The 22,155-nt window shown below is 68.1% G+C and carries 24 protein-coding genes and 3 tRNA genes; 13 read left to right on the top strand and 14 right to left on the bottom strand.

Translation table 11 applies throughout. The annotated features are described in order from the left end of the window. The 4 genes from EKG36_RS20565 to EKG36_RS20070 all read left to right on the top strand — a co-directional run. Positions 1–515 (top strand): P-loop NTPase family protein (locus EKG36_RS20565; protein ID WP_185827620.1); only part of this gene is annotated, 515 nt, incomplete at its 5' end. Beyond that, positions 512–1,189 carry a TraX family protein gene (locus EKG36_RS20080; protein WP_126487057.1) on the top strand — a complete coding sequence of 226 codons (678 nt, stop codon included), beginning with the start codon at positions 512–514 and terminating at the stop codon, positions 1,187–1,189. The genes EKG36_RS20565 and EKG36_RS20080, both read left to right, overlap by 4 nt. Positions 1,190–1,344: 155 nt before the next feature. Next, complete coding sequence (locus EKG36_RS20075; RefSeq protein ID WP_126487056.1) at positions 1,345–2,637, top strand: hypothetical protein; 1,293 nt, start codon at positions 1,345–1,347, stop codon at positions 2,635–2,637. Continuing rightward, on the top strand, positions 2,634–3,641 hold the full coding sequence (locus tag EKG36_RS20070; RefSeq protein ID WP_126487055.1) for a phage integrase: 1,008 nt from the start codon (positions 2,634–2,636) through the stop codon (positions 3,639–3,641). The genes EKG36_RS20075 and EKG36_RS20070 overlap by 4 nt, the downstream gene beginning before the upstream one ends. A 329-nt stretch (positions 3,642–3,970) precedes the next feature. Here EKG36_RS20070 and EKG36_RS20065 read toward each other — a convergent pair. The 7 genes from EKG36_RS20065 to EKG36_RS20035 all read right to left on the bottom strand — a co-directional run bounded on the left by EKG36_RS20065 (position 3,971) and on the right by EKG36_RS20035 (position 8,592). After that, positions 3,971–4,046 (bottom strand) — tRNA-Thr (locus EKG36_RS20065). A 47-nt stretch (positions 4,047–4,093) separates the two neighbouring features. After that, positions 4,094–4,168, bottom strand: a tRNA-Gln gene (locus EKG36_RS20060). Between the two features lie 6 nt (positions 4,169–4,174). Next, positions 4,175–4,250, bottom strand: a tRNA-Phe gene (locus tag EKG36_RS20055). 93 nt (positions 4,251–4,343) lie between these two features. Next, entirely contained in the window at positions 4,344–4,616 is a 273-nt protein-coding gene (locus EKG36_RS20050) for an oxidative damage protection protein (protein WP_126487054.1), read from the bottom strand. Between the two features lie 3 nt (positions 4,617–4,619). After that, positions 4,620–5,732, bottom strand: a complete 1,113-nt coding sequence (gene mutY / locus EKG36_RS20045) for an A/G-specific adenine glycosylase (RefSeq protein WP_126487053.1) — start codon at positions 5,730–5,732, stop codon at positions 4,620–4,622. Positions 5,733–5,797: 65 nt separating this feature from the next. Further along, the gene (locus tag EKG36_RS20040) at positions 5,798–8,143 is read right to left on the bottom strand and encodes an AsmA family protein (protein ID WP_126487052.1); all 2,346 of its coding nucleotides are present in this window, start codon (positions 8,141–8,143) and stop codon (positions 5,798–5,800) included. Next, positions 8,140–8,592, bottom strand: a complete 453-nt coding sequence (locus EKG36_RS20035; RefSeq protein ID WP_126487051.1) for an acetyl-CoA sensor PanZ family protein — start codon at positions 8,590–8,592, stop codon at positions 8,140–8,142. Before EKG36_RS20035 ends, EKG36_RS20040 begins: the two co-directional genes overlap by 4 nt. 195 nt (positions 8,593–8,787) lie before the next feature. Here EKG36_RS20035 and hisB point away from each other — a divergent pair, with 195 nt between their 5' ends. The 6 genes from hisB (at position 8,788) to EKG36_RS20005 (ending at position 13,352) form a co-directional block, all read left to right on the top strand. Then, positions 8,788–9,381: an imidazoleglycerol-phosphate dehydratase HisB gene (gene hisB / locus EKG36_RS20030; protein ID WP_126487050.1), complete on the top strand. Its 594-nt coding sequence runs from the start codon at positions 8,788–8,790 to the stop codon at positions 9,379–9,381. Between the two features lie 28 nt (positions 9,382–9,409). Next, complete coding sequence (gene hisH / locus EKG36_RS20025) at positions 9,410–10,051, top strand: imidazole glycerol phosphate synthase subunit HisH (RefSeq protein ID WP_126487049.1); 642 nt, start codon at positions 9,410–9,412, stop codon at positions 10,049–10,051. Positions 10,052–10,140: 89 nt separating this feature from the next. Beyond that, a complete protein-coding gene (gene hisA, locus EKG36_RS20020; RefSeq protein WP_126487048.1) occupies positions 10,141–10,893 on the top strand; it encodes a 1-(5-phosphoribosyl)-5-[(5-phosphoribosylamino)methylideneamino]imidazole-4-carboxamide isomerase in 753 nt (250 codons plus the stop codon). 2 nt (positions 10,894–10,895) lie between these two features. Next, a complete protein-coding gene (gene hisF, locus EKG36_RS20015) occupies positions 10,896–11,669 on the top strand; it encodes an imidazole glycerol phosphate synthase subunit HisF (RefSeq protein ID WP_126487047.1) in 774 nt (257 codons plus the stop codon). A gap of 240 nt (positions 11,670–11,909) precedes the next feature. Then, positions 11,910–12,884 (top strand): hypothetical protein, encoded by a 975-nt coding sequence (locus tag EKG36_RS20010; protein WP_126487046.1) that lies wholly within the window; start codon positions 11,910–11,912, stop codon positions 12,882–12,884. A gap of 93 nt (positions 12,885–12,977) precedes the next feature. Then, the gene (locus EKG36_RS20005) at positions 12,978–13,352 is read left to right on the top strand and encodes a cupredoxin domain-containing protein (protein WP_126487045.1); all 375 of its coding nucleotides are present in this window, start codon (positions 12,978–12,980) and stop codon (positions 13,350–13,352) included. Positions 13,353–13,375: 23 nt separating this feature from the next. Here the strand turns inward: EKG36_RS20005 and EKG36_RS20000 are convergent, their stop codons facing one another. After that, the gene (locus EKG36_RS20000; RefSeq protein WP_126487044.1) at positions 13,376–13,963 is read right to left on the bottom strand and encodes a YjaG family protein; all 588 of its coding nucleotides are present in this window, start codon (positions 13,961–13,963) and stop codon (positions 13,376–13,378) included. 25 nt (positions 13,964–13,988) lie between these two features. Continuing rightward, complete coding sequence (locus EKG36_RS19995) at positions 13,989–14,282, bottom strand: MGMT family protein (protein ID WP_126487043.1); 294 nt, start codon at positions 14,280–14,282, stop codon at positions 13,989–13,991. Positions 14,283–14,329: 47 nt separating this feature from the next. Here EKG36_RS19995 and EKG36_RS19990 point away from each other — a divergent pair, with 47 nt between their 5' ends. Then, positions 14,330–15,022 carry a type 1 glutamine amidotransferase gene (locus tag EKG36_RS19990; protein WP_126487042.1) on the top strand — a complete coding sequence of 231 codons (693 nt, stop codon included), beginning with the start codon at positions 14,330–14,332 and terminating at the stop codon, positions 15,020–15,022. Between the two features lie 3 nt (positions 15,023–15,025). Here the strand turns inward: EKG36_RS19990 and mnmH are convergent, their stop codons facing one another. The 5 genes from mnmH to EKG36_RS19965 form a co-directional block, all read right to left on the bottom strand. Further along, positions 15,026–16,150 (bottom strand): tRNA 2-selenouridine(34) synthase MnmH, encoded by a 1,125-nt coding sequence (mnmH, locus tag EKG36_RS19985; RefSeq protein WP_126487041.1) that lies wholly within the window; start codon positions 16,148–16,150, stop codon positions 15,026–15,028. Beyond that, entirely contained in the window at positions 16,147–17,184 is a 1,038-nt protein-coding gene (selD, locus tag EKG36_RS19980; RefSeq protein ID WP_126487040.1) for a selenide, water dikinase SelD, read from the bottom strand. Before selD ends, mnmH begins: the two co-directional genes overlap by 4 nt. A gap of 62 nt (positions 17,185–17,246) precedes the next feature. Beyond that, on the bottom strand, positions 17,247–18,632 hold the full coding sequence (gene radA / locus EKG36_RS19975) for a DNA repair protein RadA (RefSeq protein ID WP_126487039.1): 1,386 nt from the start codon (positions 18,630–18,632) through the stop codon (positions 17,247–17,249). A 105-nt stretch (positions 18,633–18,737) separates the two neighbouring features. Then, positions 18,738–19,190, bottom strand: a complete 453-nt coding sequence (locus tag EKG36_RS19970; RefSeq protein ID WP_126487038.1) for a copper resistance protein NlpE N-terminal domain-containing protein — start codon at positions 19,188–19,190, stop codon at positions 18,738–18,740. 110 nt (positions 19,191–19,300) lie between these two features. After that, positions 19,301–20,197: an AEC family transporter gene (locus tag EKG36_RS19965; protein ID WP_126487037.1), complete on the bottom strand. Its 897-nt coding sequence runs from the start codon at positions 20,195–20,197 to the stop codon at positions 19,301–19,303. Between the two features lie 118 nt (positions 20,198–20,315). On the opposite strand from EKG36_RS19965, the gene hisC reads away from it, so the two are divergent. Together hisC and gloA2 are read left to right on the top strand one after the other, a co-directional pair. Beyond that, entirely contained in the window at positions 20,316–21,371 is a 1,056-nt protein-coding gene (hisC, locus tag EKG36_RS19960) for a histidinol-phosphate transaminase (RefSeq protein WP_126487036.1), read from the top strand. Positions 21,372–21,432: 61 nt separating this feature from the next. Beyond that, positions 21,433–21,846: an SMU1112c/YaeR family gloxylase I-like metalloprotein gene (gene gloA2, locus EKG36_RS19955; RefSeq protein WP_126487035.1), complete on the top strand. Its 414-nt coding sequence runs from the start codon at positions 21,433–21,435 to the stop codon at positions 21,844–21,846. Positions 21,847–22,155: the final 309 nt, after the last annotated feature.

The following is a 22,155-nucleotide window of genomic DNA, read 5'->3' as shown; positions in this document are numbered from 1 at the left end:
CCCTGGTCGAGGTCCACGAGCACCTGATGCGCCGGGGCAAGATGGGCGGCGCCCTGGTCTACCGCTTCGAGGGGATCTGTCACACCAACCCCATGACCCACAAGGGCGACGCCGACTGTGAGGTGTCGATCTGGAAGCACCCCAAGGCCGTGTTTGCCGAGTACCAGTCGGCCTCGATCCATACCGGCAAGCGCCGCCTGCCGCGCATCCTGATCATCGCCCCGTTCGTGTTCCTGGGCTCGGCGGCCTGCGTCGTCTATGCCACCAACTCGGTGTCGGAGTTCCTGGGCGGAGAGGACAAGAACCCGACCGCCACCACCCAGCACCAAACCGCGACCGTCGCCCCGACCTCGACACCGCCAGCGGACACAGTCACCGCCTACGCCGGCTCGATCTTCCAGGACAGTTGCCGGCTCTACGACCAGGACGGCAAGCCCATCCGCACCACCCGGCCCGACTGCTTCAACGCCATGGAGCTGGGCCTGCCGCTCGAGGTGGAGGTGCTGACGCTATGACCACTGCCATCATCACCAACGCATCCCCGGCTCGCGCCATCCCGACCTGGCTGCCGATCATCCAGGGCCTGGCCATCACCACCATGGCCGTGGATCACGGCAGTCTCTGGCTAGTGAGTGGTGACATACCCGCCCTTCTGCGCGTCACGGTCGGCCGTCTGGCGCTGCCGATGTTCTGCTTCATGATCGCCTGGCACGCGCTGCACACCACCGACGCCCGACGTTACGCCGACCGCATCCTGGTCATCGCCCTGCTCGCGCAACTGCCATTCATGGCCCTGCGCGGGGAAGCGCTCGGCAACATCTGCGTCACCCTGGCCGCCGCCGCCTACCTCGTGGCCTATCACCGGCACCGCGATCCCGTCGCCCTGGTCCTGGGAAGCGCGCTCAGCCTCGCCACGCTCCAGGTGGAATACGGCCCGCTGGCCCTGGGGCTGATCCTCGCCTTCCTGGGCGCGATCCGCTGGCCGCCGCTCTGGCTGGTGCCGCTGATCGGCTGGCCACTGGCCCAATACGGCCCGTCGATCTCGGCCTTATCGGCGGCCCTCGGCGTGCTGGTGGTGCTCGCCCTCGTAAGCACTCACCTACCGCCGATGCGCCTGCCCCGCTGGCTGACCCGCTGGTTCTACCCGGCGCACCTGTGGGGGCTTCTGGCCTTGAGGGCGCTGCTATGAGCGGGCCGCGCGTGCGCCGCGGGAGAGGACGCTTGCGACCGCATCCCCGCGCCGCATGCGCGGCCCGGCGAGACCCTCCCTGTAACACGTCTCGCAGAGTGACAACGACAAACGCCATAGAGCGTCGCAGCAGCACATTAGAGGGGAATTAGAAAATGAAGCGTTGGGAACGGTACTCCATCGAGTCGCTGACACGGGGCGAGCAGGACCCCATCGGCAAGATCTTCATGAGTCCCAAGGGGCAACGCGAGCTCGATGGCGTTCGCTTGCTCAATGCCGGGGTCGACACCGTCCGGCAGCTCTACCGGGGCCTCCCCCACCTGCCGCAGTTCGACAAGATCATCAGCGTCTACCAGGAGGGTCGCGGCGCGACCATCGACCTCTACGGGCATACCTGGGCCGTGGGGGCCGGTGCCGCCGGCTCCGGCTTCCGCTACCGCCTGCAGAACAATGACCTCGGCGTGATCGTGTTCTTCCAGGCCCGGCACGTGAAGACCGACCAGGTGGGCACGCACCTCAAGATCGAGCTATCGCCCCACTACATCCAGGAACGCGAGCCCGCCGCCTGCCAACGCTTCATGGATCTCATCGCCTCCTGCCTGCTGGATCACATGGAATACGCCGGCTGTGCCGTTCATCTGGCCCTGGACGTCCAGGGCTGGGAGCCACCCCGCGACTTCATGGACCGCTTCGTGACCCGCTCCAAGAAGATCACCCGGATCGACGGCATCGACTCGCTCAGCTTCGATCACGGCAACATCGCCACCACCTACGGACGCTGCGAAACCCTGATGTTCGGCACCGCTGGGGCCCTGCAATGCGCCATCTACAACAAGACCAAGGAAGCCCACTACCGCGACAAGCTGCACTTCTGGGAGGGGATCTGGGGCAACGCCACTAATGACGATCTGTCGCCGGCCTACGATCCCGACCAGGACGTGTGGCGCATCGAGATGCGCTTTCACCAGTCGGTGCTGGCCGAGTTCGCCCGGGGCATTCCCTGCAACGTCGACACTGGCGAGGTCCTGGACAACGCCCACGGTTTCCATCGCTTCACCGACGTGATCCCCCACCTCACCGGGATCTGGCGCAGCGCCATGCAGAGCTACCGGCTGGACGCCTCGCGGGATCTCATCGACCCCGCCTGGCAGCTCTTCCAGGACGACCCGCGCTTCTTCGCCCACGAGCCGCATTTTCTCTACAAGCGCGCCCGCAAGGCCCCCGGCCTGGGAAACGAGAAGAACGTGTGTCTGGCCTTCGGCAACCTCATCTCGATCTATGCCCGCCAGGGCTTCGGCACGCACCAGGCCATTGATTATCTCAAGCGCTCCGGCATGTGGGAGGACCTGGAGCACTACTACCGCCGTCGCGGCATCCAGGCCGGTGCCTTCCGGCAGCTGGTGGAGGACAAGCTCATCGAGCGACGATTGCTGGGGAAAGCGGCATGACCATCAAGAAGGTCCCGACCGGCTGGCTGGTCGATCTGTGGCCGCATGGCCGCTACGGCAAGCGCGTGCGCAAGATTCTCAAGTCCAAGACCGCGGCGCGTCGCTTCGAGCAGCATGTGCTATCCAAGTCCGCGAACGGGGAAGAGTACCAGGCCCCCAAGCGCGACAAGCGACGTCTCCTGGATCTCGTTGAACTCTGGTACCAGCACCATGGCCAGACCCTCAAGAGTGCCCGCGATCGCGTGCGCTCGCTCCGTAAGCTGGCCCAAGCCCTGGGCAACCCCCTGGCGGAAGCCTTCACCGCCCAGGACTGGACCGAGTATCGAACGGAACGCCTCAAGGAAGTGAAGCCCAGCACCGTGAACCATGAACACGCCTATCTGAAGGCCATGTTCTCCGAGCTGGAGCGTCTGGACCTCTGGCACAAGGGCAATCCTCTGGCCCGTATGCGCATGGTTCGCACCGACGAAACGGAGATGGGATACCTGGATGATCGGCAAGTCCGGGATCTCCTGGTCTACCTCAAGCAACAGCCCAAGCGTGACTGCTATTTCGTCACCCTGCTCTGCCTCAGCACCGGCGCCCGCTGGAGCGAGGCCCAGACCCTGCGAGCCGAAAATGTCGGCAAGGATCGGGTCACCTACGTCGGCACCAAGTCAGGAAGGGCCCGCACCGTCCCCATAGATCCACGACTTGCCGGCCAGCTCCGCCAGCGTCGAAAGATCGGCAGGCTCTTCGCCGAGTCCTACAAGGCTTTCCAATCGGCCATCCAGGAGACTCGCATCGAGCTTCCAGACGGGCAGCTAACCCACGTGCTCCGCCATACCTTCGCCAGCCACTTCATGATGAATGGTGGCAATATCCTGGTGCTTCAGCGCATCCTGGGCCATCAGTCGATCACCATGACCATGCGCTATGCCCACTTCGCCCCGGACCACCTTGAGGACGCCGTCAGACTCAACCCCGTGACAAATGCACTTCCTGATCAAATGGCTGATGAATAATGACGGCATCAGTGTCAGTCATCACCACTTGACATGTAGGATCACGACCATAGTCGTGTGCGACAACTGCTTGGCAAAGGGAATGTCCCATTAAAGTTAGGAGCTGGGAGTATGCTTTGCCGACTACTTAAGATAACTTCGCCTTGCTTGCAGTTTCCCTGCAATGAAAGGCAAGCGCTTTGGCCCGCCTTTTGGCGGGCTTTTTTCTACAGCAGTAGTCGAGAAGAGAGACGCGGCAGGTGTAGACACAATGTAGACAGACACAAAAAAACCGCCTCGATGGGCGGCCTCTTGTGCTCTGCAACGCTTTGATTATCCCGACGTTTCGATGGTGCCGGCACCAGGAGTCGAACCCGGGACCTACTGATTACAAGTCAGTTGCTCTACCAACTGAGCTATGCCGGCTCGGGACCGACTGCGGGTCGAGATGCAGAACGGAAACAGGGTTGGCGTGGCTGGGGTAGCAGGATTCGAACCTGCGCATGCCGATACCAAAAACCGGTGCCTTACCGCTTGGCTATACCCCAGCATTGTGGTGGCCAGAGACGGAATCGAACCGCCGACACGGGGATTTTCAATCCCCTGCTCTACCAACTGAGCTATCTGGCCCTCGCCAACGGTGCGTATTAAACCCCACTGGCCCGCTCGCGTCAACCCTTTCCGTTTCAAAAAGATGGCGCTGCCAGTGGGATCCTCCAGGGCTCATGCCTCGGGGGGAACGTAGCCCTCGGCCTGGTCGGTTTCCTCATTGTCGAGGAATCGCTCCAGCTGTTCCATCAGGTATTCCCGGGCGGAGGGCTCGAGCATGTTGAGATGCTTCTCGTTGATCAGGCGGGTCTGCAGCGCCTGCCACTCCTCCCAGGCCTGCTTGGAGACGCTGGCCTGGATCTCCTGGCCCTTCTTGCCGGGCAGCGGCGGAAACGGCAAGGCTTCCAGCTCCTGCTGGTACTTGCGGCAGAAAACGGTCTGGCTCATCGGTCACTTCTCCTGGGCATCGGAATGGGGACTAACGGGTGCGGACAGGGTGAAGGGCCGCAGCGACTCCAGCAAGCCCTTAACCGGGGCGGCCAGGCCGATACTGTCCGGCGCTTCGGGATCGAACCAGCGCCGGCCCTCGCCCACCGCGTCGAGCCTCGTCACCCGCGCCGGCCGGGGAGTGATCTCGAGGCGGAAATGGCTGAACACATGGGTGAACGGCGACCAGGCGGCGTCGAGCTCGGCCCGGGGGGCATGTTGGTCGAGCCAGCCCTGCAGGCCCGCCTCGTCCTCGAACTGCGGCAGGCTCCACAGCCCGCCCCACAGGCCGCTGGAGGGACGCTGCTCGAGCAGCACCCGACCCTGGTCATCCTGGAGCACGAGCATGACGGCGTGGCGGGTGGGCAGCGCCTTCCTGGGCTTGGACTCGGGGAAACGACGCTCCTCGCCCCGAGCATGGGCCAGGCAAGCGTCGCTGAAGGGGCAGGCCGCGCAGTCGGGGCGGCCCCGGCTGCAAAGCGTCGCCCCCAAGTCCATCATCGCCTGGGTGAAGTCAACCAGTCGCCGGTCGGGGGTGTAGTGATCGGCCAGCGCCCACAGCCGGCGCTCCACGGCCGGCCGCCCCGGCCAGCCCTCCACGGCATGCAGGCGAGTGAGCACTCGCTTGACGTTGCCGTCGAGGATCACCGCGCGCCGGCCGGTGCTCTGGGCGATGATCGCCCCGGCGGTAGAGGGGCCGATACCCGGCAGCGCGGCCATGGCCTCGAGGCTGTCCACCGGAAAGGCGCCGTCGTGCTCGGCCACCACCGTGCGCGCCGCCTTGTGCAGGTTGCGCCCGCGGGCGTAGTAGCCGAGCCCGGTCCACAGGTGCAGCACCTCGTCCTGGGAGGCCGTAGCGAGGGCCTGCACGTCCGGGAAGCGCGCCATGAAGCGCTCGAAGTAGGGAATCACGGTGGCCACCTGGGTCTGCTGCAGCATGATCTCCGAGACCCACACCCGGTAGGGCGTGCGGTCCTGCTGCCAGGGCAGGTCGTGGCGTCCATGGACCTCGAACCAGTCGAGCAGGCGCCGCTGGAAGGTCTCGGGGGCGAGGATGGCGGGCGGATGATCCGTCATGGGGCGATCTCGACACGAAAAAAAGCGCCGACGGAACGTCGGCGCAGGACTGGCTTACTGGATGCTCACTTGAACAGACCCTCGAGGGCGTCACGAAGTTCACTGCCGGAGCCTTCGCCGAGGCGCTCGTCGAGCTCCTTCACGGCATCGTCGAGGCGCTTCTCGACCTCCTCGCCGGCCCGCTCACTGGCCTCGCGGCGCAGCAGCCCGGCCAGGGTGTCCTGGAAGGCCTCGCGGTCGAAGCGGCACCATTCACTGCTGTCGCCACCGAGCTGGCCCTCGCAGCGCACCGGGAAGGGCACATCGACCAGCCGGGGGTTCACCTCGCAGGCGGCGTCCACGGAGTCGGTGAAGCGGGCGGCGGCCTTGAGGTCGAACTGCTCGCTGGCCAGGTCCAGCTGGCCCCCGCCATCCAGGGCGCCCCCCGGGATGGTCACCAGCAGGTCGTCGCTCTCGGCCACGCCGTCGCGGATCCGGAAGCTGGCCTCGGCACGCTCGAACTCGGTGTCCTCGCGCCACTCGCGGCTCGGGGTCTCGCCCTCCAGGCGGGCCGCGGCGGTGCACAGCTCCCGGGAGACGTTGACGCCGGCGATGCTGCCCTCAGCCACCCGGGTGGCCAGCCGGCCACCCAGGGCGCGCTTGAGCTCGGCCACGCTGTTACCGCGGGTCTCGAGCTCGCCCTCGCCCTGCAGGCGGCCGCGCAGTGGGGCGGGGTCGCTGCTCAGGCTATCCAGCAGCGAGCCCAGGCGGACGTTTTCCACCCGCGGCGTCAGCTGCCAGCGCAGGGGCGTCTCGCGCACGTCGAGCTGGCCACTGGCGGCGAGGTGGCCGTCGTGGAAGTCCGACTCGAAGGCCGTCAGCCGGTGTCGGCCATCGCGGCCCTGGAGGGTCAGCTCGACGTTCTCGAAGGTCTGCTCCATGAGCGTGAGCTGGCCGAGTAGCAGGTGGGCGTCGAGGGCGAGGTCGCCCAGCCACTCGGCGGGCACCAGACCACCGCTCTGCTCCTGGGCGACGGCGCTCTGGATGAACGCCCCCTGGGAGGCGGTCATGGGCGGGCCGTCGGCGGGCGGCAGGTAGTCGTCAAGGTTAAGGCTGTCGCCCTTGAGGTCGACGTCAAGACGGGAGCCATCGAAACGCCCGGCCATGTGCCCATTGAAGGTGCCGCCGTCGAGGCTCAGCGTCAGGTCATCGAGGGCGATGCCCTGAAGGTCGCCCTCGACCGAACTGGCCAGGGCCACCTCACTCAGCGCCTTGTTGCTGGCCGTGGTCGGCATCGCCTGGAAGCGGATCAGCCAGGGCCGCAGCGACAGCGAGGCCAGGCGCAGCTGGCCCTCGTAGCGGGGTGTCTGGCTCAGCTCGTTGATGGCCAGGTTGCCGCTGGCCTCGAGGCCGTCGGGACCGGTCAGCTGCATCTCGCGCAGCCGGGCGGTGTCCTGCTGCAGGTTGGCGTCGAGCTGGAAGGCCAGCGTCAGCGGCAGCCGCTTCTCGCCGAGGCGCGGGTGGAGCAGGCTGAACTCCAGTTGGCTGCCGCTCGACTTGATCTGTCCACCGGCGAGATCCAGGATCAGTTCCTTGGCGTTGAGTCGGGCCTCCTGGGTCTCTTCCTCGTCGCCGCCCGAGAGACGGGTCGTGGTATCCAGCTTCAGGTTGCTCAGTACGTGACGGCTCTCGGCCAGACCCAGGTTGACCCGGGTCTCGAGCTCGACCTGGCTGACCAGCCCGACAGCGTCTTCGGCTTGCGCTTCGGCGCCGTTCTCCACCGCCACCTGCAGGCTCGCGCTGAGCGGGAAGGGGCTGTCGGGATTGACATTGCTGCCGGAGATGTCGACCTGCTCGAAGGCCAGTTCGCGGCCGGCCTGGGCATCCCGGTAGTTCACCCGGCCATCGCGGACCTGCACGCTGGCGATGTTGAGCGCCACGGCCAGGCCGTCGGCATCATCGGGATTGGGGCCGGCACTGGCCGGTGCCAGCACGGCTTCGGCCTCCTCGCCGCGTTCCTCGAGGCGCTCGATCAACGCCTCCCAGTTGCCGCGTCCCTCGGCGTCGCGCTCCAGGTTGAGGGCCAGGCCGTCCAGGGTCAGGCCATCGATGGCGATCTTGCCACGCAGCAGCGGTGCCATGGCCAGGCTGACCTCGGCATGGTCGAAGGCGGCGAAGGGCGTGTCGTCGGTGGGCTGGGAGGGCAGGCGGGCCTGGGCCGACTCGACGCTGACGCCCAGCCGGGGATAGAAGGACCAGGCCAGCGGCCCCTCCAGGTCCAGCTCGAGACCACTGTGTTCCCGCACCACGTCGACGAGGCGCGGCTTGAGGTCCTCGGGGTCGAAGAAGGTCGTCACGAAGACCACGGCCCCCACCACGACCAGCCCGAGTACACCGATGGCGGCCAGCAGGGTTCGCAAGATGCGCTTCATTGCCCGGCTCCTTTGGGCGGCAGATCCAGTTCGAAGTAGTCACCGGTCTTGGTCAACCGGTAGCCGAGACGACTCAGCAGCAGCTGGTCGGCCATGGGCAGCTGGGGGTTGGCCACGCACAACCGCAGCCCCTCGGCATGGGCGGCCTCACCGGTCAGGGTCAGCAGACGTGTGCCCACACCCCGGCGTCGGGTGGTCTTGCGCACGCACAGGTGCGAGAGCCACCAGGCCTCTTGGTCGCGCTGCACCGCCAGGGCGCCCAGCAAGCGGTCATTGAAGCGGGCGCAGCAGAAGAAGCGGTCCGCCGCCAGGTGGCGGCTGATGAAGTCCTCCGGGGAGAGCGACAGACGCTCGGGAGGGGCGTCGGCATAGATGCGCAGCAGGTCCTGCTGCACCTGGGCATCCGCGTCCCAGGTCGCTTGGTCGACTCGGTGGAGCGTTACCGGCATGCGAGATTCTCCCTGAGGGGTGGCCGTTGCCGCCACCGCTGAAGTGGCAGGCATTGTAGCGGATGGGGGCGGCGTTTCACTATAATGGCTGTTCTGCGACGGCAGGCCCGTCCCTGCATTCTAGGCCCCGGACGACGTCCGGCGTCAGGGAACCCGCCTTCACCCCGACAAGCGCCCCGGCGCTGGAGACCCGACATGTCCGAGCGTATCGCCACGGTCACCCGCGACACCAAGGAAACCCAGATCACGGTCACCGTGAACCTCGATGGCGAGGGCCGGCTGACCTGCGAGACCGGCGTGCCCTTCCTCGACCACATGCTCGACCAGGTGGCCCGGCACGGCCTGATCGACCTGGACATCAAGGCGGTGGGCGACCTGCACATCGACGACCACCACACCGTCGAGGATCTCGGCATCACCCTGGGCCAGGCCTTCGACAAGGCGGTCGGCGACAAGCGTGGCATCTACCGCTACGGCCATGCCTATGTGCCCCTCGACGAGGCGCTGTCCCGGGTCGTGGTAGACTTCTCGGGTCGCCCGGGGCTGTTCATGGACGTCGAGTTCACCCGCGCCAGCATCGGCCGCCTGGACACCCAGCTGTTCTGGGAGTTCTTCCAGGGCTTCGTCAACCATGCCCGGGTCACGCTGCATGTCGACAACCTGAAGGGCTTCAACGCCCACCATCAGGCGGAAACCATCTTCAAGGCCTTCGGCCGGGCGCTGCGCATGGCCGTCGCCGAGGACCCGCGCATGGCCGGCCAGATGCCGTCCACCAAGGGCAGCCTGTGAGACCGCCGACCGATACGAGGAGCGCCCCATGACCATTGCCGTCATCGACTACGGGATGGGCAACCTGCATTCCGTCGCCAAGGCACTGGAGCATGTCACCCACGAGCACGTGGTGGTGACCCGCGACGCCCGCCGCATCCATGGCGCCACCCGCCTGGTCCTGCCCGGTCAGGGCGCCATCCGCGACTGCATGGGCGAACTCGAGCGCACCGAGCTGCGCGGCCTGGTCCAGGAGCTGCTCGCGCAGCAGTCCAAGCCGCTGCTGGGGATCTGCGTCGGCCAGCAGATGCTGCACGACCACAGCGAGGAGAACGGCGGCATCCGCTGCCTGGGCTTCATGGGCGGCGAGGTGCGTCGCTTCCCCGCCGACATGCGCGATGACCAGGGCCACCGCCTCAAGGTCCCGCACATGGGCTGGAACCTGGTCCGCCAGCACCACGACCACCCGCTATGGGACGGCATCGATGACCAGGAGCACTTCTACTTCGTACACAGCTACTACGTGGATGCCGCCGACGACGCCCAGGTGTTCGGTACCACCGACTACGGCCGGGTCACCGCCCACGTGGCCACCGGCCGCGATGCCACCTTCGCCGTGCAGTTCCATCCGGAGAAGAGTTCCCGGGCCGGCCTCAAGCTGCTGGAAAACTTCGTACAGTGGACGCCCTGAGCGGCGCCGCCGCGTGCCCGGGCGCCGCTGTTCGCGCCCCCTGACATGACAACATGGGCGCCCGCTGCCGCGCCCCAAGAGGACTGGACATGCTGGTAATCCCCGCCATCGATCTCAAGGACGGCAAGTGCGTCAGGCTCAAGCAGGGCCGGATGGACGACGCCACCACCTACGGCGACGATCCGGTAGCCATGGCCGCCCGCTGGGTCGAGGCCGGCGCCCGGCGACTGCACCTTGTCGACCTCAACGGCGCCTTCGAGGGTGAGCCGGTCAACGGCGAGGCGGTCACCGCCATCGCCCGCGCCTATCCCGAGCTGCCGATCCAGATCGGCGGCGGCATCCGCTCGGCCGCGACCATCGAGCACTACCTCGAGGCCGGCGTCTCCCAGGTGATCATCGGCACCAAGGCGGTCAAGGAGCCGGCCTTCGTCACCGAGATGTGCCAGGCCTTCCCCGGCCACGTGATCGTCGGCCTGGACGCCCGCGACGGCTTCGTCGCCACCGATGGCTGGGCCGAGGTGTCGCAGATCAAGGCCACCGACCTCGCCAAGCGCTTCGCCGATGACGGGGTCTCGTCCATCGTCTACACCGACATCGCCCGGGACGGCATGATGGGCGGCGTCAACGTCGAGGCCACCGCCGAGCTGGCTCGCCAGGGCGGGCTGCCGGTGATCGCCTCGGGCGGCGTCACCAACCTCGACGACCTGCGCGCGCTGATCGCCGCCGGGGAGCCAGGCATCCTCGGCGCCATCACCGGCCGGGCCATCTACGAGGGCAGCCTGGACGTGGCCGAGGCCCAGGCCCTCTGTGACGAACTCACCGGCCAACGAGACGGGAGCTGACCATGGGACTCGCCAAGCGCATCATTCCCTGCCTGGACGTCGACGCCGGCCGCGTGGTCAAGGGCGTCAACTTCATCGGCATCCGTGACGCCGGGGACCCGGTGGAAATCGCCCAGCGCTACAACCAGCAGGGCGCCGACGAGATCACCTTCCTCGACATCACCGCCAGCCACGAGGATCGCGGCACCACGGTGGAGATGGTCGAGCACATCGCCGGCGAGGTGTTCATCCCGCTGACCGTGGGCGGGGGCATCCGCACCTGCGACGACATCCGCACCATGCTCAACGCCGGGGCCGACAAGGTCTCGATCAACACCGCGGCAGTCAACAACCCCGAGTTCGTGCACGAGGCCGCCGAGCGTTTCGGCAGCCAGTGCATCGTGGTGGCCATCGACGCCAAGCGGGTCTCCGCGGAGGGTGAGACCCCGCGCTGGGAGATCTTCACCCATGGCGGCCGCCGCCCCACCGGGCTCGATGCCGTGGAGTGGGCGAAGAAGATGGTGGAGCTCGGCGCCGGCGAGCTGCTGCTCACCAGCATGGACCGCGACGGCACCAAGGCCGGCTTCGACATCGGCGTGACCCATGCCATCAGCGAAGCGGTCAGCGTGCCGGTGATCGCCTCCGGGGGCGTCGGCAACCTCGACCACCTGGTCGAGGGCGTCAAGGACGGCGGCGCCGATGCGGTGCTGGCCGCCAGCATCTTCCACTTCGGCGAGTACACCATCCCCGAGGCCAAGCGCTATATGGCCGAGAGGGGGATCGAGATGCGCCTCTGACCCTTCGCCGGGGCGCCACGGGGCAGCCCCGGCTCTTCCTCTCCCTCACTGTCGTCCCTTCCCAGGCCCCATCTTCGCCTGCCTGTAAGCAATCTGCCTCCACCTCGACCAACGAGTGAATGCACTGCCGGCCCGGCATCGCTTGCGTTGTATTCAGGGCAAGAGCGGCATGATGGGTCTGGCACTTCAACGTAGGCAGCAGGCATGGCGAGCGCCGATCCTGTTGCCGGGAGGATGACGATGCAACCCCTTATCCCAAAGCTGACAGTACTGGCCGCCGCCCTGCTGTGCGCCAGTGGCGCGGTGGCGGCCGGCGCCGACAAGAGTGGCCCCTTGATCAACAAGGCGGTGATCGAGCAGGAAGCCGGCAAGACGGTCTACTGGGTGTTGCCCGGCCCCCGCCGGCTGAGCGAAGAGGTATTCGGCACCCCCGCCAATCCTAAACGCACCCTGGCACCGATCCTCGCCGAGGTGGACAAGCCACCGATCCGCGCCCTGCTCGAGAAGCTGCCGATCCTGGTGGCGGCACCCGAGGCGGCCCGCGGCACCAACCAGGCGGGCACCGCCTACACAGGGTTCCAGCAGCCCACCCCCTTCAGCGACAAGGCCAGGCCCCTGCCCCCGGACCAGAGCGGCCACTTCCGCACCACCCTGCTCGACCGAGTGGCTGAGGACCAGCCCGGCAAGCCGGGCGACACCCCCGACGAGGTACTGTTGGACACCTGGTTCCACGACCCGGCGGGCAACAAGTATCGACTGGAATTCGATCATGTGGTCCAGCCGCCGTTCCCGGGCTACGCCACCCAGGGCGGGGTGTTCATCGACGGCTGGTTGCACGGCACCACCGGTACCGGCTCCCCGCTGATGCCCAAGGAGTACACCCGTGGCGCCTGGTGGGGCATCGTGCATCTCTACATCAACGGTGAGCAGGTGGACACCAAGGTGGCCCACCTGATGACCACGGAGGTCGTGCGCAAGCGGGACTACTCGCTGGCCCTGGATGAGGGGGTACCGCTATCGCGCGATGAGCGTCACATCCCCGACCAGGATCACCATACACACCTGATCGTGATGCCGATCAAACCCACTCCGCAGGGCCCGGTCTTCGAGCCGGTGCAGACAGCCTTCGAACTCCCCAACGGCCAGAACCAGCCCTTCATTCACATGATGTTCGAGGAAGACCGCATCGTGGAATGGGAGCTGGGGGGCCAGTAACCCGAGCCCCGGGTCCCCGGATGTCCACGTGCCCCCCGGGGACACCGGGGTGGCCGACCCCTCTCGTCCTCACCAACGCAGGAGGCCCTTGGTATGCCGATTCCCCCTTGGCCCCATCGGGTGCGCCCTCTGGCACTGATGCTGCTCATGGCGGCCACGCTCGGCGGGCTCGCCGCGGCCGGCCAAGCGCCGGTCGAGGTAAGCGTCACGGCCCAGCCGGGCTTCAGGTTCGAGCCCGAGCGGATCGAGGTGCCGGCCGGCACCGAGGTGAAGCTGACCCTCGAGAACGCCGCCGTCATGGGCCATAACCTGAACATCCCGGCGCTGGACGTGGCGACCCCGATCATCACCGGTGACGAGACCAGCACGGTGCGCTTCACGGTCGACGAAGCCGGTACCTACGCCTTCCGCTGCGATGTGGCGGGTCATGCCGAGGCGGGAATGGTCGGCGAACTCAGGGTACGCTGAGCCCGTATCACGGCCGTCCCTGCTCAGACACCGAGCCCCAGATTGCTGACGCCCTCGTTGCGGCCCAGCCGGCGCAGCGCCTTCAGGCCGTCGCGGTCCAGCTCGCCTTCCACCGCCTCGAGCACCGCGTCCTGGAAGTCGTTCTCGTCCACCATCAGCGGATGCTCGCGGACCAGGGCGGTGAGGCGCTCGCCATCCTCCTCGCCCTCGGTCAGCTCGATGAAGGCCCGCACGCCCCCTCGAGACGTCCTGCTCACTTCCAGCACCGCCTCCGGGGCCTCGCCCCGCAGGGTGTCGAGCAGCGCCGAGATCGCCACCACCGCCTCCAGGGCCCGGCGGGCGCCGAAGCTGTCGTCCCCGGCGGGCGGCTCCAGCTCGGCCAGCTTCTCGGCCTGGCGCTCGAAGTCGATGCACGCCTCCTTGACCGCCAGCCGCTCCCAGACCAGGTCGAGCACGGCACGCAGCCCCTTCACGTCGCCGTGGCCGGTGGTCTCGGCGTAGAAAGCGTAGTTGGGCAGCAGCCGCTCGCAGAGGGCGGCCATGAAGGCCTGCTGGCGGCGGGGCGGGAGCGCCTGCAGGCGCTGGAAGAAGCCGCCGGATGACTGGCTCATGGAGTCTCCTCGTGTTTGATTGGTCTCAGGGCCAGAGGCGCTCGCTGGCGACCCGCCCGCGGACATCGAAGGCTACGCCCTCATCGATCAGCCGCCGGCGCTGCTCGTCGGCCCCGGGATGGTCGGCCAGGCGCCGCGAGGCGGTGATCACCCGGAACCAGGGCAGCTCGTGCCCGGCGGGGAGCTCGCGCAGTGCCCGGGCCACCAGCCGCGGCGTGCCCCCCTCGGTCATGGCGGCGATGCGCCCGTAGGTGGTGACTCGGCCCGGGGGGATCGCGGCGATGATGGTCAGTATCTGTTCCTTCAGGGCTGGCTTCATGTACCCTTCCGCACCTTTCTCTTGTTCAGGCAAACGGCGAGACGCGCATGCACTTCCATCTGCTTCAGCACAGCCCGTACCGCGGGCCCGCTCGCATCGGCGACTGGCTCGACAGCATGGGCCATAGCCACACCGTCTTCCATCTGGACCAGGGCGAGCTTCCGCCGCGGCTGGCCGATGGCGATGCGCTGATCGTGCTCGACGGCCCCGAGGACGGCACCCCGCCGCCGGACTGGGAGCGCCGCGAGCGCAAGCTGATCGACCAGGCTCTGGACGGCCGCAAGCCGCTGCTCGGCATCGGCTACGGGGCACGGCTGATCGCCGAGGCCCTGGGCGCCACGGTGGCCCGCGGAACCTATGCCGAGACCGGCTGGCACCGGGTCGAGCAGGCCGCGGAGAGTCCCTTCGACCTGCCGGAGCACTTCGAGGCCTTCATGTGGCACCGCGAGGTATTCGCCCTGCCCGAGGACGCCCTGCCGCTGGGCGGCAGCCAGGCCAGCCCGCTGCAGGGCTTCACCTGGGACGGCGGCCGGGTGGTGGCCCTGCTCTGCCACCTGGAGGCCACCCCGGAGAGTGTGACCGCCATGCTCGACCACCTGCCCCGCCCCAGCGGCGACGCCGAGAGCCCCCACCACCAGGACCGCGAGGCGATGCTGGCCGATCCCAGACGCTTCGACCGGCTGGCCCCGCTGCTCGACAGGCTGCTCTCCCAGTGGCTGCGCGCCGTGACGGCGAACTGAGGGTCAGGCCGGGGTGGCCGTCCGCATGTCGCCGCGGCGCGCGGCCTCGGCGCTCCAGTCCCGAGCGGCGGCCAGGCAGCTCTCCCAGTCGCCCACGTGCAGGAAGCGCTGGTCATCGTGCTTCTGCAGCTGGTGGCGGTACATGGGGTCGTAGTACTCGGTGAGCAGCGGCGCCAGCCAGGCCTCGTGGGCCTGGCGGTTGCCGGCCTCGTGCTCACGGAAGGCCAAAGCCTGGAGGCGCTGCAGGCGGGCCAGACGGGCACTGCCCAGCCGCTTGCGCAGCCGCTCCAGGGCGGTGGAGAGCTGCTTGCGCATCAGCGCCCAGCCCAGCCAGTCACCGAAGTGGTGGCGATAGATTTCCCAGAGGTCGTCGATGTAGTCCTTGTGGATCTGCGCCAGGCGCCAGTCCAGCGACATCTCGACGCGCACCCGGGGCGCCTGCTCCATGCCGCGCCAGAACGCCAGCGGCACGTTGGCCGCACCGATATGGCGCGACTCGTCCTCCACCACCATGGGACCTGTCAGCTCCAGCAGGCGCAGGCCCATGGCGTGCTCGAAGTCGATCTGCGACGGCGCCGGCAGGGGGTGACGGCCGAAGGCCGAGCCCTTGTGGCGGGCGCAGCCCTCGAGGTCCAGGCCGCAATCGAGCGCCTGGATCAAGCTGGTCTTGGCGCAGCCGGTGAGGCCCCCCACCACCAGCAGCGGCTGGCCGGCCGCGGCGTCGATGCGCTCGCACAGCGCCTGGCGCATGGCCTTCCAGCCGCCGCGGATGCGCGGCCGGGTGATGCCGGCCTCGACCAGCCACTGCTGGGCGACCTGGGAGCGCAGCCCGCCGCGGAAGCAGTAGATGACGGCATCGGGATGGGCCTCGAGCAGGCGCCGCCAGGTCGCGATGCGGGCAGCCTTGATGCCGCCGCTGACCAGCCGCTCGCCCAGGGCGATGGCCGCCTGCTGGCCGGCATGCTTGTACTCGATGCCGACCCGGTGGCGTTCCTCGTCATCCATCAGCGGCAGGTTGACGGCGCCGGGGAGCGCGCCCTGGACGAACTCCACCGGTGCACGCACGTCGATCAGCACCCGTCCCTCGCGGATCAGGTCCAGCGACGGCTCGACCAGGGGCAGGGTCATCCCTTCACCTCGATGCGCGCCTCGCCCTTGGCGGCGACGACCTGGCCGAAGGGCTCGAGCTCGAGGCCATGGTCGCGGCCCACCCGCTCGACATCGTCCTCCCAGGAAGGGTGCACCGACAGCAGCAGGCCACCGGAAGTCTGGGGATCGCACAGCCACTGCCAGTGGACGTCGTCCATGGCTGGCAGGGCCGCGCCCAGGGCGTCGCGGTTGCGTTTAGTGCCGCCCGGCACCGCGCCCCGGCGACGGTAGGCCTCGGCCTCGGCCAGGCGCGGCAGACGGCGGAAGTCGATCCTGGCGGCCACGCCACTGGCTTCGCAGACCTCGGCCAGGTGGCCGGCGAGACCGAAGCCGGTGACGTCGGTCATGGCGTGCACGCCGGCGATCCTGGCCAGCGCCACCCCGATACGGTTGGTCTCGAGCATGCTGCGCCGGGCCAGGCCCTGGTGGCCGGCCTCGAGCAGCCCCTGCTTCTCCGCGGTGGTCAGCATCCCCACGCCCAGCGGCTTGGTGAGGTAGAGCAGGTCGCCGACCTGGGCCCCCTTGTTGAGCTTGAGGTGCTCCAGGTCGACCAGGCCATTGACCGCCAGGCCAAAGATCGGCTCCGGGGCGTCGATGGAGTGGCCCCCGGCCAGCGCCAGGCCGAGCTCGCGGCACACCGCCTGGGCACCGGCCACCACGTCGCCGGCGATATCGGCGCCAAGCTTGTCCAGGGGCCAGCCGAGGATACCCAGCGCCAACACTGGCGAGCCGCCCATGGCGAAGACGTCGCTGATGGCGTTGGTGGCGGCGATGCGCCCGAAGTCGAAGGGGTCATCGACGATGGGCATGAAGAAATCGGTGGTGGCGATCATGCCGCGGCCATCGCCCAGGTCATAGACGGCGGCGTCCTCGCGGCCCTGATTACCGACGATCAATCGAGAATGGCTGGCGCCCGGCCCGGCCTTGGCGAGAATCCCGTCCAGGACATCGGGGGCGATCTTGCAGCCACAGCCGGCACCGTGGCTGTACTGGGTCAGGCGAATGGCGCTCATCTCGTTCTCCTTGTCGGTCATTACCGGCATTCTACAACACAGGCGCCCCTTTCCGGGGCCGGTCAGAGAGCTTCCAGGGCATCGGCAAGCTTGTCCACCGCTACCACCTCCATGCCCTCGGGCGAGTGCTTGGGGGCATTGGCACGCGGCACGATGGCGCGGCGGAAGCCGTGCTTGGCCGCCTCGACGATACGCTCCTGGCCGCTGGGCACCGGGCGGATCTCGCCGGACAGGCCCACCTCGCCGAACGCCACCAGTTCCCGGGCCAGGGGCCGACTCTGCAGGCTGGAGACCACCGCCAGCAGCACGGCCAGGTCGGCGCTGGTCTCCAGCACCTTGACCCCGCCCACCACGTTGAGGAAGACGTCCTGGTCACCGGTGAACAGGCCGCCATGGCGGTGCAGCACTGCCAGCAGCATGGCCAGGCGATTCTGGTCGAGGCCCAGTGCCACGCGCCGGGGATTGCCCAGCGCCGAGTCGTCGAGCAACGCCTGGACCTCCACCAGGATCGGCCGGGTGCCCTCCCAGACCACCATCACCAGGCTGCCCGGGGCCTGCTCCTCGGTGCGCGACAGGAAGATGGCGCTGGGGTTCTTCACTTCCTTGAGGCCGTGCTCGAGCATGGCGAAGACGCCCAGTTCGTTGACCGCGCCGAAGCGGTTCTTCTGGCCGCGCAGGGTGCGAAAGCGCGAGTCCGCCCCGCCCTCGAGCAGCAGCGAGGCATCGATCATGTGCTCGAGCACTTTGGGGCCGGCCAGGGTGCCGTCCTTGGTCACGTGGCCGACCAGCAGCAGCACGGTGCTCGACTGCTTGGCGAAGCGGGTCAGCGCCGCCGCGGACTCGCGGACCTGAGCCACGCCGCCAGGCGCCGAGGCGATGTCCTCGAGGTGGGTGGTCTGGATGGAGTCGATGATCAGGATGTCCGGTCGCTCGCGTTCGGCCACGCCGAGGATGGTCTCGATGCTGGTCTCGGCGAGCATCTTGAGGCCCTGGGTCGGCAGCTGCAGGCGATGGGCGCGCATCGCCACCTGGGACAGCGACTCTTCGCCGGTGACATACAGCACGCGACGCTGCTGGGCCAGCTTGCAGGCGGTCTGCAGCAGCAGGGTCGACTTGCCGGCGCCGGGATGGCCGCCCAGCAGCACGGCGGAGCCCGGCACCAGGCCGCCGCCCAACACGCGGTCGAACTCCTCGAAGGTCGAGGACAGTCGCGGCACCTCGCTGAGGTCGACCTGGCCCAGGTCGACGACCTCCCGGGACAGGCTCCCCGCATAGCCACCGCGGCCCGCCGCCCCCGTGCCCCCGCCACTCGCGGCGCCGGGTCGGGCCGCCGAGAGGCGGACCTCGCTCAAGGTGTTCCATTCCTGGCAGCTGCTGCACTGCCCCTGCCACTTGCGGTATTCGGCACCGCATTCGGTGCACACGAAGGCGCTCTTCGCTTTGGCCATGGGCTCCCCGGGAGGTGACGTTCGCGACACGGGCCACCGATGGGGGCCCGCAATGACGAGGGGCGGCCCGCTGGCCGCCCCTCGAGACATGCGTTGCCGATGGCCTCAGAGGCGCTTCAGGCGCAGCATCTCGTTGTTCTGGAAGCGACGACGCTGGGGGTCGATCAGTTCCAGGGTCTGCGGGTCGAGGCGCAGGAAGTAGTAGACCTGGCCTTCGCCGTCAGGAGTGAGCTCGTAGACGGTCGCCTCGGGGTTGTCGGCGGTGCCGCTCAGCACTTCCCAGTTACCCTCGTAGTTCTCGTCCGGCGGATTCTGGGGATGCGCCCGATAGGATGCCTGCAGGTCGAAGGTGCGCTCCTCGGCGGCGCTCTCGGCATCGCCGACCAGCGTCACATCCAGGTCGATGCCCTCGCAGTTACGGCACGGCAAGGTGCCCTGATAGGTCGCTTGCGCGGCCTCCATCCCGTTATCGGCGGCTCCCTGGCCGGTGGGGCCGGTGGCACAGCCCGCCAGCACGGCGAGCATGGCAGAGCCAGCCAGCAAGGTCCTGATTTGCATCTTCGTCCTCCTAACCAATGGGCATGACGCCGCAATCCACGGCAGCCTGCCTGACAGCATAACCTCTCGTGACAATGGCGGACAGTCTCGACGCCGCCGGCTTTACCCTCTCATGATGCCATCGGTTGGACGTGTTCGAACACCAGCCAGAGCACCATGGGCATCACCACCAGGCTGCCCAGATTGCCGATCAGCACCAGCGAGGCCACCCGGTGCGGCTCCTGGCGATACTGCTCGGCCACCAGGTAGTTGAGCACCGCCGGCGGCAGCGCCGAGAACACCCACAGGGCCGCCGCCGAGAGGCCGGTGAGATCCAGCCACAGGATCATCGGCCAGGCCAGCACCAGCCCCGACAGCGGGCACAGCACGGCACCCAGCAGGCCGCTGCGCCAGTCGTCGAAGTCGATGTCGAGCATGCGCACGCCGAGGGCGAACAGCATCAGCGGGATACAGACCCCGCCGAGCATGTCCAGCGACTCCAGCAGCCAGCCCGGCAGGGCGATCCCGCCGATGTTGAGCCCCAGCCCGGCCAGGCTGGCCAGCACGATGGGCATGCGCAGCAGTCGCCACAGCGGGGTGCGCGGGTCGAGCATGTAGAGCCCCACCGAGAAGTGCAGCAGCATCTCGACGATGAACAGCACCACCGCCGCCGGCAGGGCCGCCTCGCCGAAGGCCAGCACGATCAGCGGGATGCCCATGTTGCCGGAGTTGTTGAACATCATCGGCGGCAGGAAGGTCTTGGTCTCCAGGCGCAGCAGCTTGACCAGCGGCCAGAGCAGCAGCCCCGAGCCGAGCACCACGACGGTGGCGGCCAGGGCCAGCCGCGCGTAGTCGGTCAACGGGGCCTCGCGGTCGGCCAGCACCGCGAACACCAGCATGGGCACGAAGAGCTCCATGTTGAGGGTGTTGAGGCCGCGGATATCGGGACGCCGATAGCGCCCGTAGAGGGTGCCGCAACCGGCGATCAGGAACACCGGCAATAGCGTGGCGAGGATCTGGCCGATCATCAGGGAGCTTCCGTAGCAGGCGAAGAGACGAGGTCACAGCCTAGCATGGCTCGCGGCTTGCGCGGGCACGCCGGGCGGGCGACCATGGCCGCATTGCCCCGACACCCTGAGAGTGACCATGAGCAAGTTCTGGAGCCCCAAGGTCCGTGAGCTGACGCCCTATGTCCCCGGCGAGCAGCCCCGCGAGCGCCTGATCAAGCTGAACACCAACGAGAACCCCTACCCCCCGGCGCCGGGCGTCGAGGCGGTGCTGCGGGAGTTCCCGGCCGATCACCTGCGTCGCTACCCCGACCCGGAGTCCCGTGCCCTGCGCGAGGCCCTGGCCCGGGAGTTCGGCGTCGAGGTGGAACAGGTGTTCGTCGGCAACGGCTCCGACGAGGTGCTGGCCCTGGCCTTCCAGGCCTTCTTCTGCCATGACCGGCCGCTGCAGATGCCGGCGATCACCTACAGTTTCTATCCAGTGTATTGCCGGCTCTATGACGTGGAGCGCCGCACGCTGCCGCTGGACGACCAGTGGCGAGTCGACCTGGACGCCTTCACCCCGGACAGCGCCGGGGTGGTCTTCGCCAACCCCAATGCCCCGACCGGCCACGGCCACGGTCGCGAGGCCATCGCCGGGCTGCTCGAGCGGATCACCGACGTGGTGGTGCTGGTCGACGAGGCCTACGTGGACTTCGGCGGCGAGAGCGCCGTGCCCCTGGTGGCGAGCCACCCCAACCTGCTGGTCACCGGCACCTTCTCCAAGTCGCGCAGCCTGGCTGGCCTGCGGCTCGGCTATGCGGTGGGCTCCCGGGAGCTGATCGAGGGGCTGGAGCGGGTCAAGGACTCCTTCAACTCCTACCCCATCGACAGCCTGGCCAGTGCCATCGGCATCGCCGCCCTGGAGGACCGCGAGCACTTCGAGGCCTGCCGCGAAGCGGTCATCACCACGCGTGAGCGCACCCGCACCCGGTTGGAGTCCCTGGGCTTCCGGGTCCTGCCCTCGCAGAGCAACTTCCTGCTGGTCAGCCACCCGGAGCACGATGCGGCCCAGCTGTTCGTCGGCCTGCGCGAGCGGGGTATCCTGGTGCGCCACTTCAACACCGACGCCCTCAGCGAGCAGCTGCGCATCTCCATCGGCACCGAGGACGAGATGGACAGCCTGATCGAGGTCCTCGAGACCCTCTGCCGCTGACGCGCGGCGTGCCTTTTCGCCGGCGCCCCGCGGGGCGCCTCCCGCCATCGACGAGGAGCGCATGGACGCCACACGAGATCCGCTGCCGCTGTCCCGCGTGCACCACGTGGCCCTGATCACCGCCGACTACCCGCGGGCTCGGCGCTTCTACCTCGAGGTGATGGGCGCGGAGATCCTCCACGAGGTCTACCGGGAGGCACGCGACAGTCACAAGCTGGACCTGCGCCTGCCGGGCGGGATCCAGCTCGAGCTGTTCTCCTTTCCCTCGCCCCCGGCGCGGCCGAGCTACCCCGAGGCCTGTGGCCTGCGCCACCTGGCGCTCGCCACCCCCGACCTCGACGCCTGTGTCGCGCTGCTCGAGGCCCGCGGGCCCACTCCCGAGCCGATCCGCGTCGACGAGGTCACCGGGGCCCGCTTCACCTTCCTCGCCGACCCCGACGGCACGCCCATCGAGCTCTACGAGATCGCCGGCTGAGCCCGGGCGTCGGCCCGATAGCCCGGCATTCGGGCATGACAACGCCCCGACCGCTTTCGCGGCCGGGGCGCTTTCGGTATCCGTGCCTCAGGATATTTGCGCCGGGCGTCCGGCGGGCCCGCTGACGCGGCTCCCATTCGTTCCTGACGAACGGGGCATGAGTAGCCCCTTGTCGCCGGCCTCGGCCTAACATGAAAAAACCCCGGCAGCTGTCGCTACCGGGGTTTTCTCGAAATAAGTGCCTGACGATGACCTACTCTCGCATGGGGAGACCCCACACTACCATCGGCGCTGAGCGGTTTCACTGCT

The sequence above is a fragment of the Halomonas nitroreducens genome, assembly GCF_003966155.1.
GTDB lineage: Bacteria > Pseudomonadota > Gammaproteobacteria > Pseudomonadales > Halomonadaceae > Halomonas > Halomonas nitroreducens.
The sequence above is the reverse complement of the archived record's forward strand: the minus strand, read 5'-3'. Positions and strand labels throughout refer to the sequence as shown.

What these genes read in the sequence shown, in the direction of transcription:
- EKG36_RS20080 (WP_126487057.1), top strand. Translation starts at nt 512, where the DNA reads ATGACCACTGCCATCATCACCAACGCATCCCCGGCTCGCGCCATCCCG.
- EKG36_RS20075 (WP_126487056.1), top strand. Translation starts at nt 1,345, where the DNA reads ATGAAGCGTTGGGAACGGTACTCCATCGAGTCGCTGACACGGGGCGAG.
- EKG36_RS20070 (WP_126487055.1), top strand. Translation starts at nt 2,634, where the DNA reads ATGACCATCAAGAAGGTCCCGACCGGCTGGCTGGTCGATCTGTGGCCG.
- EKG36_RS20050 (WP_126487054.1), bottom strand. Translation starts at nt 4,616, where the DNA reads ATGAGCCAGACCGTTTTCTGCCGCAAGTACCAGCAGGAGCTGGAAGCC.
- mutY (WP_126487053.1), bottom strand. Translation starts at nt 5,732, where the DNA reads ATGACGGATCATCCGCCCGCCATCCTCGCCCCCGAGACCTTCCAGCGG.
- EKG36_RS20040 (WP_126487052.1), bottom strand. Translation starts at nt 8,143, where the DNA reads ATGAAGCGCATCTTGCGAACCCTGCTGGCCGCCATCGGTGTACTCGGG.
- EKG36_RS20035 (WP_126487051.1), bottom strand. Translation starts at nt 8,592, where the DNA reads ATGCCGGTAACGCTCCACCGAGTCGACCAAGCGACCTGGGACGCGGAT.
- hisB (WP_126487050.1), top strand. Translation starts at nt 8,788, where the DNA reads ATGTCCGAGCGTATCGCCACGGTCACCCGCGACACCAAGGAAACCCAG.
- hisH (WP_126487049.1), top strand. Translation starts at nt 9,410, where the DNA reads ATGACCATTGCCGTCATCGACTACGGGATGGGCAACCTGCATTCCGTC.
- hisA (WP_126487048.1), top strand. Translation starts at nt 10,141, where the DNA reads ATGCTGGTAATCCCCGCCATCGATCTCAAGGACGGCAAGTGCGTCAGG.
- hisF (WP_126487047.1), top strand. Translation starts at nt 10,896, where the DNA reads ATGGGACTCGCCAAGCGCATCATTCCCTGCCTGGACGTCGACGCCGGC.
- EKG36_RS20010 (WP_126487046.1), top strand. Translation starts at nt 11,910, where the DNA reads ATGCAACCCCTTATCCCAAAGCTGACAGTACTGGCCGCCGCCCTGCTG.
- EKG36_RS20005 (WP_126487045.1), top strand. Translation starts at nt 12,978, where the DNA reads ATGCCGATTCCCCCTTGGCCCCATCGGGTGCGCCCTCTGGCACTGATG.
- EKG36_RS20000 (WP_126487044.1), bottom strand. Translation starts at nt 13,963, where the DNA reads ATGAGCCAGTCATCCGGCGGCTTCTTCCAGCGCCTGCAGGCGCTCCCG.
- EKG36_RS19995 (WP_126487043.1), bottom strand. Translation starts at nt 14,282, where the DNA reads ATGAAGCCAGCCCTGAAGGAACAGATACTGACCATCATCGCCGCGATC.
- EKG36_RS19990 (WP_126487042.1), top strand. Translation starts at nt 14,330, where the DNA reads ATGCACTTCCATCTGCTTCAGCACAGCCCGTACCGCGGGCCCGCTCGC.
- mnmH (WP_126487041.1), bottom strand. Translation starts at nt 16,150, where the DNA reads ATGACCCTGCCCCTGGTCGAGCCGTCGCTGGACCTGATCCGCGAGGGA.
- selD (WP_126487040.1), bottom strand. Translation starts at nt 17,184, where the DNA reads ATGAGCGCCATTCGCCTGACCCAGTACAGCCACGGTGCCGGCTGTGGC.
- radA (WP_126487039.1), bottom strand. Translation starts at nt 18,632, where the DNA reads ATGGCCAAAGCGAAGAGCGCCTTCGTGTGCACCGAATGCGGTGCCGAA.
- EKG36_RS19970 (WP_126487038.1), bottom strand. Translation starts at nt 19,190, where the DNA reads ATGCAAATCAGGACCTTGCTGGCTGGCTCTGCCATGCTCGCCGTGCTG.
- EKG36_RS19965 (WP_126487037.1), bottom strand. Translation starts at nt 20,197, where the DNA reads ATGATCGGCCAGATCCTCGCCACGCTATTGCCGGTGTTCCTGATCGCC.
- hisC (WP_126487036.1), top strand. Translation starts at nt 20,316, where the DNA reads ATGAGCAAGTTCTGGAGCCCCAAGGTCCGTGAGCTGACGCCCTATGTC.
- gloA2 (WP_126487035.1), top strand. Translation starts at nt 21,433, where the DNA reads ATGGACGCCACACGAGATCCGCTGCCGCTGTCCCGCGTGCACCACGTG.